Origin of the sequence: Siphonobacter sp. (assembly GCF_048595215.1) — a bacterium.
Classification (GTDB): Bacteria; Bacteroidota; Bacteroidia; order Cytophagales; family Spirosomataceae; genus Siphonobacter.
In genome coordinates, this window is the sequence record NZ_JBMDWJ010000395.1 from 1 (window position 1) to 9,008 (window position 9,008).

General features: G+C 47.9%; 9 protein-coding genes. All 9 read right to left on the reverse strand.

Annotated elements, in window-relative coordinates; all coding sequences use genetic code 11:
- Nucleotides 1-186: pectinesterase family protein (locus ACOJTG_RS24055; protein WP_420156139.1), on the reverse strand; the 186-nt coding region annotated here is incomplete at its 3' end.
- A gap of 8 nt (nucleotides 187-194) precedes the next feature.
- The gene (locus ACOJTG_RS24060) at nucleotides 195-1,844 is read right to left on the reverse strand and encodes a glycoside hydrolase 43 family protein (RefSeq protein WP_420156140.1); all 1,650 of its coding nucleotides are present in this window, start codon (nucleotides 1,842-1,844) and stop codon (nucleotides 195-197) included.
- A gap of 33 nt (nucleotides 1,845-1,877) precedes the next feature.
- Nucleotides 1,878-3,089: a glycoside hydrolase family 88/105 protein gene (locus ACOJTG_RS24065; RefSeq protein WP_420156141.1), complete on the reverse strand. Its 1,212-nt coding sequence runs from the start codon at nucleotides 3,087-3,089 to the stop codon at nucleotides 1,878-1,880.
- Nucleotides 3,090-3,242: 153 nt separating this feature from the next.
- Nucleotides 3,243-3,590: a hypothetical protein gene (locus ACOJTG_RS24070; protein ID WP_420156142.1), complete on the reverse strand. Its 348-nt coding sequence runs from the start codon at nucleotides 3,588-3,590 to the stop codon at nucleotides 3,243-3,245.
- A 42-nt stretch (nucleotides 3,591-3,632) separates the two neighbouring features.
- Nucleotides 3,633-4,193: a GNAT family N-acetyltransferase gene (locus tag ACOJTG_RS24075; RefSeq protein WP_420156143.1), complete on the reverse strand. Its 561-nt coding sequence runs from the start codon at nucleotides 4,191-4,193 to the stop codon at nucleotides 3,633-3,635.
- Nucleotides 4,194-4,927: 734 nt separating this feature from the next.
- Nucleotides 4,928-5,710 (reverse strand): helix-turn-helix domain-containing protein, encoded by a 783-nt coding sequence (locus ACOJTG_RS24080; protein WP_420156144.1) that lies wholly within the window; start codon nucleotides 5,708-5,710, stop codon nucleotides 4,928-4,930.
- 6 nt (nucleotides 5,711-5,716) lie between these two features.
- The gene (locus ACOJTG_RS24085) at nucleotides 5,717-6,688 is read right to left on the reverse strand and encodes an SDR family oxidoreductase (RefSeq protein WP_420156145.1); all 972 of its coding nucleotides are present in this window, start codon (nucleotides 6,686-6,688) and stop codon (nucleotides 5,717-5,719) included.
- Between the two features lie 179 nt (nucleotides 6,689-6,867).
- Complete coding sequence (locus ACOJTG_RS24090; protein ID WP_420156146.1) at nucleotides 6,868-7,815, reverse strand: hypothetical protein; 948 nt, start codon at nucleotides 7,813-7,815, stop codon at nucleotides 6,868-6,870.
- 677 nt (nucleotides 7,816-8,492) lie between these two features.
- The coding region (locus ACOJTG_RS24095) for a RagB/SusD family nutrient uptake outer membrane protein (RefSeq protein ID WP_420156147.1) at nucleotides 8,493-9,008 on the reverse strand (516 nt) is incomplete at its 5' end.

Here is a 9,008-nt window from a genome sequence, read left to right on the forward strand (position 1 = left end):
CTTGTAAACTCCTCTTTTAATTCGAATCGTTATGGGTTTGGTATTGGGACTGGGTACGGAAGTAAGGGCTTCCTGTACGCGTCGAAAGTCGCCACTCCCGTCCTGAGCCACGGTAATCACTCGACGCTGGCACCAGCCTGACAGACTTAACAATACCAGAAAAATGATTAGTAGATAGCGATTCATGGGCTTTGTTAGGGTAAGGGTTCAACACGAAACCAGTCCACATCGGCGTATCCGGAATCATTGATTTGAGCGGTTCGTGTACAGAACAGACCCATCTTGGCTCCAATCCAGCGGCCTACTTCGGCCTGGAATTCGGCTCCGGCTTTCTGATACTGCGTTCCGTCGAGACTGTAGCTAAACTGACAGCGGGCTCCGGGGCGTACTTGCAGTCGCAGGTACACGGGTTGTCCGGCCTTTAATGAGGTAATACGTTTTTCGCTTTCCGGCTGATTATCCGCCGCTTTTTCACAGACCGCTGATACGAGTTCCATCTCCTGCTTCTGACTCTTCAGGTACAGGCTGGCGTAACGCAAGCCCATCACTACCAGTCCCGCTTTCTCGTTGTCGAGCTTGGCATTGGGCGTGAACGTCAATTTAGTAGTAACCTGAAACGTTTCTGCCGGAAATTTCTGTAACAACACATTGGGAACGCTCCACAGATTTCGGGCCTCAGCGGGAGCCTGGTAGGAATAAAGTCGCAGAAAACCTTCCGGTTGCAGCATGTGCCAGATGCCCTGCGGGTTGGCCTGCCATTGCCACTGCCGCCCGAGGGTCAGCTGATTGAACTCGTCCGATTCGGGTGGCGTCGCTTGGGGGTAAGTCTTGCCTACGTTCGGTTTCCGGTGGGTCAGTACGGGCTCGCCCTTGCCGTCCTTATCCGCGTCGAGTCCAATGACCGGCCAGTCATTTACCCACTGCATCGGCTGTAAATGCACGATTCGCCCGTAGGCTTCTTTGTCCTGAAAATGAATGAACCAGTCCTCTGATCGACCCTTAACGGGAGGCGTAGTTACCCAGGCCCCCTGGTGCGGACCATTGATGGGCGACTTTCCCTGATCCATGACCACCCGCCGGTCGTAGGGTCCGTAGACGTTTTTGGAGCGAAGCACCAGTTGCCAACCCGTAGAAACGCCCCCCGCCGGAGCAAAGATGTAGTAGTAGCCGTTTCGCTTGTAAAACTTGGGGCCTTCCACCGTCGGGTCTAGAACATGTCCGTCGTAGACCAGTACGCCTTCATCTCGTACCTTCGTTCCGGTGGTGTTGAGTTTTTTAACGGTCAGGACGCTCTTGATACCAGCCCGACTCCCCGCCCAGCCGTGTACGAGGTAGACCTGCCCATCGTCGTCCCAGAGCGGACAGGGGTCAATCAATCCCTTTCCGGCTTCTACCAGCACAGGTTCCGACCAGGGGCCCGCCGGATTTTTAGCTTTGGTCAGGTAAATACCAAAATCAGGGTCCGGGTAATACAGGTAAAATTCATTTTGGTGAAAGCGTATCGCCGGAGCCCAGACGCCATTGCCGTGCTGGGTTTTGGAGAAATGATCGAAAGGCGGCTGCCGTCGCAGGGCATGACCTATGAGCGACCAGTTGACCAGATCTTTCGAATGCAGAATGGGCAGACCCGGAATGGCATCGAAACTCGAAGCCGTCATGTAAAAATCAGCCCCTACTCGGCAGACATCCGGATCGGAATAATCGGCGTGCAGTACCGGATTTTTGTAGGTTCCATCCCCCTGATCCGCGACCCAAACGGTTGACAATTCAGCCGAAGGTTTGACTTGAGCCAAGGCTGACAAACCCAGTGACAATCCGGCGGCTAGTAACGTAATTTTTTGCATATAGCTGAAAAATAGAGAATCGGGAGAATAGCTCTAGCGGCTGGACTTGAGTTGATCCATTTCCAAAGCCAGCAGAATAAAAGGACCTACCGATTTGGGGTCGTTATCGCGTTTGGCTTCCTGAACGTAGTAGGCAAAAGTCCCTGAGCGGTAAGGCGTACCACCCAGCCCCGCTCCCGCACAGGCGTCGGTGATGGCCAGGGTACCATCCGATTCCGTTCGGAGTTGGTGGGTAAGAATTCCCCGATAAGCTTTCTTGCCAGCTTCCAGACTAGCCGCAGAAGCGTAGCCTTGCCGACCCGCTTTTACGAGAAAATAAGCCAGCATGGTAGAGGCCGAAGACTCCAGATAATTACCGACTTTCGGCCCGACGTCCATCACCTGGTACCACAGCCCCGTAGCGGGATCCTGGTAGCGTTGCAGTGTTTCAGCCAGATTTTTGGTAATGCGGAGAATGTCCGTTCGTTTGGGATGATTTTTCGGAAAATAGTCCAGTACATCCACCAGCGTCATGGCGTACCAGCCCAGTCCCCGCCCCCAGACGTGCGGCGAGCGGCCCGTCAGTGAATCCGCCCAGGCCTGCGTACGGCTCTCATCCCAGCCGTGCACGTAGAGATTGGTACCGGGCTGTTTGTGATGCTGATCGATCAGGGTGATCTGTCGGGCTACTTCGTCGAAAAGTTCGGGTTCCCGAAAGGTTTGGGCGTACTGAGCCAGAAATGGGGTCGCCATGTACAGCCCATCGAGCCACATCTGGGAAGGGTAGCGTTTTTTATGCCAGAAACCGCCCTCCCTCGTTCGGGGATGCGTCCGCATCTGGTCCCGTAACATCGCCAGGGCTTTTTTGTACTTTTCGTCACCCGTCTTTTCGTACAGGGCAAAAACGAATTTACCGGGATTGACCCAGTCAATGTTGTATGCTTCCAGCGAATAGGTTTTGATGGTCCCATCGGGCTGAATCATGTCATCGGCGTACTCCTTGATGTAGGCGTAGTATTTGGCGTCGCCCTGCCGTTTCCAGAGTTTCTCCAGCGACGTACACACGAGACCATGACAGTAATTCCAGCGGGGTTCTTTCGAGAAATCCAGCATCCAGCCCTTCGGATTTCGCTGCATGTCCGAATCAGCCATCCGAACGGCCCAGTCGAGCGGCGTCGAAGTTTTGGCGGTTTGAGCGGTTGATCCGGTACTAGCGGCGAAAGTAAGTAAACCAATCCCCAGGTAGCGAATGAATGCGGGCATCATCAGGCGTTTATCAGGTTCCTTACAACGTAGACGGAATCTGAAGGTCCTTTCCCTTTTTCAAGGTCCTGAATTATGTTGGCTAAACGTGCTGAAGAAAGAATTGGAAATAACGACCGTCGTGTTCGGAGTAACTTTTACTACTCCCTTTATCTATTATTCTTTCAATTTAAAATTACCCGGATGAGGGGCGAGCAGCACCTGCGTCGTATACAAATCCGGATGACCCAAATCCGTAATCGTATATTTAATTTGCCGGGTATTGGCTTCCGTAATCTGGCACGTGTACCAATCCTGATGCGTTTCATCAAAAAAGCACCACCGCTCCATCAAGATTCGCAGACCATTCGTTTGCAGGAAGTTTTCGGCCTGCCGTTCGGTATCGAATACTTGTAATGGGTATTTGAAAAACGTGTAGGCCTCAAACGGGCCGGTTTCCGAATAAGCCCTTACAAAACCCATCAATTCATCATCCTCTTCCCGTAGTACGGCTTTAAATTGCATGTCATCTATTATTTTACAAAAGCAAAAAACTAGTTAATGGACCTAATACGTCAAATTTTCTTCGAATTGCGAACGAGTAATCCGGTACAATACGTGCTCCCGTAAGGAATGACCCACAGGCAGTTTAGGATGCTCAAAATTCTCCCCCGGTTGCATGCCCAGCCGTTGCATCAGTCGATACGAGCGTACGTTCGCCGGAACGGTGAAGGAAACAATTTCCGGCAAATGCAGGCGTTCAAAACCGTCCCGCATTGCTGCATGAGCGGCTTCAAAGGCGTATCTTTTCCCCCAATAGTCCCGGGCAAATCGCCAGCCAATCTCAACGGCTGGCGTGAAGGGAGTTTGAAAAGATACGATGGCTAACCCGCAGAAGCCTAACAGCTTTCCGGTTTCCCGTTCTTCCACCGCCCATCGACCCCAGCCATGCGTTTCGAAATGATTTATGAATCTATCCATTAACCCATCACTCTCGGTACGGTTGAGGAGAGCTGGAAAATGGAGCATGACTTCTGGATCCGCGTTGATGGCCGCAAAAGCTTCCTGATCATCCGCCTGCCAGGTTCGTAAGTGTAGTCGGGGCGTTTGTAAAGAAAAAGCATTCATTATTTTACAATTAATCTAATTATGAACCGCTATCCTGAAAGTAGTGATGCAGGTACATTCCGTACTTTATGAATGAAACGCCAAATTGCTTCAAAGAGCCTCTTCTCTTCAAGTACGCTCGGAATGAACGGGTCAAAAATAGGGATGAACTGTGGGTAGGATCGCTCTGAAACCATAGAAGTGCGTACCTAAACATAAAAAACCGCCCTTAGAAACTAAGGACGGTTTAACTAATCACACCTAAACTACCGTCGGGTAGTCGCTCTTGATTTAATACGCTTTTGATCGAATGATCGAATTTTTATAAAACGTGGGTATGGATGGACTACACTTTCTTCCGCTCATACGGGGCAAACGTATACCTCTGTATGAACTACTAAAGCAGATCACACAAGGCTTATCAAATCTATTCATCGGCAAGCCTTTGGTAGCGTGCCGATGTTAGGTTGACAGAGCAGTATTGAAAGTTGAACGAAACTGTTATAAAGGGAATAGCTTTCTGCAAGCGAACAAGTACAGAGCGAATATCAAGTGAATGATAGCGGTCATTCATAAGAAGTATAGTTAGTACAAAGTGTTTAGGTGGTCAGGTGTTTTGTAGGTGCAAAGGAATACCTTTCCCAAAACCATAGCAATAGTATAGGTTGATGATCTTATGTAGCATTACTTGTACAGGCTACGCATTACTACTCATGCGGTAATTCGGTTTTTACAGAAACCAAATGATTATTTCCTTATACCGAGGAAGGATTCAGGCCAAAGTGTTTTTTGAAAACAAACGAAAAATGCGAAAAGTCCTTGAATCCTACTGCTTCGTAAACTTGCGTAGGTTTTTGTTTCTTCTCCTTTAAAAGAAAATAGGCTGCATCAAGTCGCTTTTCCTGTAGCCACTTGGCGGGCGGACAGTGGTAAAGTTTTTCGAAATCACGTTTGAAGGCCGAAATACTTCGCCCCGTTAGGTAAGCAAACGTTGTCAAAGGTAGGTTAAACCGAAAGTTCTGCTCCATAAAGGAAGCCAGATCTATTTTGTAGGGTTCGGCAAAGTCGAAGAGAATGTCTTTCAGTTCGGGCTGAATTTTCAGTAATACCAGAAGAGCTTCTTTGAGTTTGAGCTTTACCAGCGTTTCATCCGTCGTATCGGCCAGAAATGAATAGGCTTGTAAGGAGGCAATAAAATTATGATACAAGGGGTGATCCGGTAGTACGAGTAGCGGAGCTGTATCCACCCGCCGGCTTGATACATACCCGTACTCCCTACTGAACTCTTGTAGCAGTTGCTCGCTAAAAGTCAAAGAAATGGCTCGGTACTCGCCTTTTTCCGGGGGTATTTTTACAAAACGGGCCACCTTATTTTTGACCCCTAAATAAAAGGAACCCTCCCCAAACAGGAGGGTCTCTTTGGCGTCATACATCTGAATTGCCCCCTGGATCTGATATACGAACACGTAGTCTTTCAATACATGCTCAGAATTAGACGTTCGGCAGTGGTAACAACTCGTTTTAATCGGTGCATTCATTCGAACTTATCCTTTGTCCTTGGAACTGGTAGCCAAATCAAGTAGACTTTCGACGGAAGCTAGAATGGCCTCTTCCTTACTACGCGGATTCCAGTGTAATAGGGTCCTGGCCTTTTCGTTCGAAAGCTGTAATACTAAATTTACTGGTTTTAACTTAGAAACTTGCGAAGCCAGTTCCGGTTTCCGTTCCCGAATGAGCTGAGCAATCGTGTACACATTCATTACCCCATCGGCAGTCGCCAGAAAGCGTTCCCCTTTGGCCTGGGGTAGAGTCATGGCCTTGACGTGCAAATCGGCGACATCACGAACGTCTACCACACCAAAAGAAAAGGGAAGGCTTTCGGTCATTTGTCCCGTCAGAATAAGAGTAACGAAGGTCAGTGAAGTCGAAGAATCATGGGTCAAAGCTGGTCCGAAAATACCCACGGGATTAATGACTGTCAATTCCAGCTTCTGATCCTTTACAAAATCCCACGCGGCCCGTTCGGCCAGCGTTTTCGATTTAATATACGCGTCTTTGGCTTGATCAGGATCCGTCCAGTCAGCTTCGGTAAATACGTGATCTTTGGGATCGATACTATACCCGATGGCTGCAAACGACGAGGTCAATACTACCCGTGTAACTCCCGCCTGACTGGCGGCTTTCAGTACCCGCAAGGTTCCTTCACGAGCGGGTATAATAAGTTCGTTTTCGTCCTGAGGCGATTGAATCGGAAAAGGCGAAGCCACGTGCAAAACGTAAGTACAATCCCGAACGGCCTCTTCCCAGCCTTCATCCTGAGACAAATCAGCAGCAACGAAGCTGACATCTTCTAGATTAACAGCCCCACCCCGGCTGAGCATAGCTTTGACCTCTTCCACTTTCTGCAAAGACCGCACTGTCGTTCGAACCCGGTATCCCTGCCGTAAAAGCTCCAGAATACAATAGCTTCCTACAAAGCCCGAGCCGCCCGTAACCAATACTAATTCCTTATTCATGACTTACGTACCTTTAGTTGACGCGGCAAAATTCGCCCCCCGGCCAGTGAGGGGCTATTGTTGTGTAGTCCATTTTTCTTTGTTGTACGGTCCATTTATGCTTTCCATAAAAAAGGCAGTCATTTCTTCGTTAATAAGAAATGACTGCCTTCACTTTTGTTTCCTTTCCATCAAAGCGTCTACGGAATGCGTACCCTGGAAACCGTAAATGGTAATACGGGCGGCGTTGATCCCATCCGTCGATTGAGCTGACCATTCACGACCAGAAAGTACGGGCCAGCTTTGGCCATGGTCGTGTTAAAGAGCAGGTTCTCTCCAAAACCCGCCCCTACTGTGCCCTGGAGATAATCCGTACTGAGGGTAACCGGAAAGAGTTGGTTAACCGCATTTCGTGATACGTATAACAGGTGTCGATCCAGCCATAAGCCATCGCCCGCCATCACGGGGGTATTCAGCTGAATTTCCGCAATAGCTTTCGTAGCCGTATCAATGCGATACAGTTTACCCGACGTGGATACGACTACAATGAGGTATTTTTGATCATCGCTCAGTTCAATGCCATTAGCGTTGACGCCCGTCGTAGCAAAAGGAATTTGATCCTGAGTGAACGTCAGCCATTCCTCCACTTCACCCGGCTGATCCGTCGAGACGTCAATACGATAAAGGTGTTGATTCTGGGAATCCGTAAAGTAGGCGTAGCGATCGCTGAGTATTACGTCGTTCACAAAACCCGTCGTAGCAAAAGAAGTGAGATTCCAGTTTTTCAGCAGACTGCCGTCCGGATTGAGTACCTGGATTTTGTTCTGGGTGCCGCCGCAGACCCATAAGCGTCCTTTTCTATCCAGTTTTAAACCATTACAGGTAGGACGATTGGACGAAGCTCCGGCGGAAAACAGGCTGGTTTGTCCGGTTTGTACATTTACTTTTAAAATGTCTCCGGTACCGATGCTTCCTACGTAAAAAAAGCCGGTAGTTGAGTCATAGGCAATGCCTTCGGGAAAGAAGTTATCTCCAGGAATCGGATACCGTTCCAGGCTAACTTCAATGGGACCGTCGACGTGATCTTTGACGCAGGCTCCAAGAAGCCATACCAGGCAGAGACCTACTAAAGCAGAGTAACGATTCATACACGGGATTGGATGGTTGTTTAGGAAAGTAAAAGCTAAAAGAATCATGCTCAGCACTTTGAAAGCATTCGAAAGGGATACTCTTCTCCTTTCCTCTAGCTTTTTCTATTCAATAGCAATCGCCTCTATCCCCGTTTAAATCGATTCTTTTAAGTAAAAAAATTTTATACTTAGTCTATTAAGTAATTTTTCGAGTACTGTAAAATTAATACTACAGTTAATACCAAGTACTACTATTGTATAGCCCTGTAGACGCCTGTACCTTTGTATTATAATTGAAGGCAAAGCACAAAGCAACAACACTATTTAAGTTCCTTGTTTGCAGGTGTGCAGCTTTAGAAATTGGCTCTCAATTTAGTATTGATAATTGAAAAGTGTTCTGCAAAAGACTTTGTCTTAACACAGAATCTTGAGGTTACTTGTTTGGCGGCAAGTAACCTTTTTTTTGTTTATTTTTAACAGAGAATGGCCTGCAAGTTAGCCTACAGTAAGTTCTAACTTTACGGTAAATGGTTTATACTTCTTTTGTATTTCGGTATATTATTTTGCTTTTATTCGCTGATTTCCTACAAATTAATATCGTTTATTTTAGTCATACATAAAAAATAAGATTACCCAAAATGGATAATCTTATCAGACCTCTATCAGTAATTTTTTTTAGCAGAATAATTTACGTTTTAGTACCCTTTATTTTGATACATCCCTTCCGGATTGAGTTTGTTTTCATCGAAAGGAATGGGATAGTATTGATCCTTGGTACCAAAGTTGGAAAGACGGGCCGTACCGAAATTCGCCTGAGACTTACTTCGCATATACGTCACCAGTTCGTCGATGGTGAAAAAGCGTAACAGATCAAACCAGCGTTGGTGTTCAAAGGCAAGCTCTACGCGGCGTTCGTGCAACAGAGCTAGTTTCAGCGTTGGAAATTTAGTCCGGTAACTTTCCTGCTCTTTGATCTCAGCATACTTCGGACGATTGGCCCGTTCGCGTACCATATCCAGATACGTAATGGCCGTTGCTTCATCCCCGAGATACAAATGCACTTCCGAAAGCATCAGGATCACATCGGCGTAGCGGAGCAAAATCCAGTCATTGCCCCCGTAGCCGTTCACGCCCGCACCGGCACTCACATCCCGGAATTTGGTAATGAAGTAATCTTTAACGGCCGCGTCATTGGCGAACTTGATCGAAAA

Bases quoted from the DNA above. Each gene is read 5' to 3' on its own strand.
- ACOJTG_RS24060 (WP_420156140.1), bottom strand. From the start codon at position 1,844: ATGCAAAAAATTACGTTACTAGCCGCCGGATTGTCACTGGGTTTGTCA.
- ACOJTG_RS24065 (WP_420156141.1), bottom strand. From the start codon at position 3,089: ATGATGCCCGCATTCATTCGCTACCTGGGGATTGGTTTACTTACTTTC.
- ACOJTG_RS24070 (WP_420156142.1), bottom strand. From the start codon at position 3,590: ATGCAATTTAAAGCCGTACTACGGGAAGAGGATGATGAATTGATGGGT.
- ACOJTG_RS24075 (WP_420156143.1), bottom strand. From the start codon at position 4,193: ATGAATGCTTTTTCTTTACAAACGCCCCGACTACACTTACGAACCTGG.
- ACOJTG_RS24080 (WP_420156144.1), bottom strand. From the start codon at position 5,710: ATGAATGCACCGATTAAAACGAGTTGTTACCACTGCCGAACGTCTAAT.
- ACOJTG_RS24085 (WP_420156145.1), bottom strand. From the start codon at position 6,688: ATGAATAAGGAATTAGTATTGGTTACGGGCGGCTCGGGCTTTGTAGGA.
- ACOJTG_RS24090 (WP_420156146.1), bottom strand. From the start codon at position 7,815: ATGAATCGTTACTCTGCTTTAGTAGGTCTCTGCCTGGTATGGCTTCTT.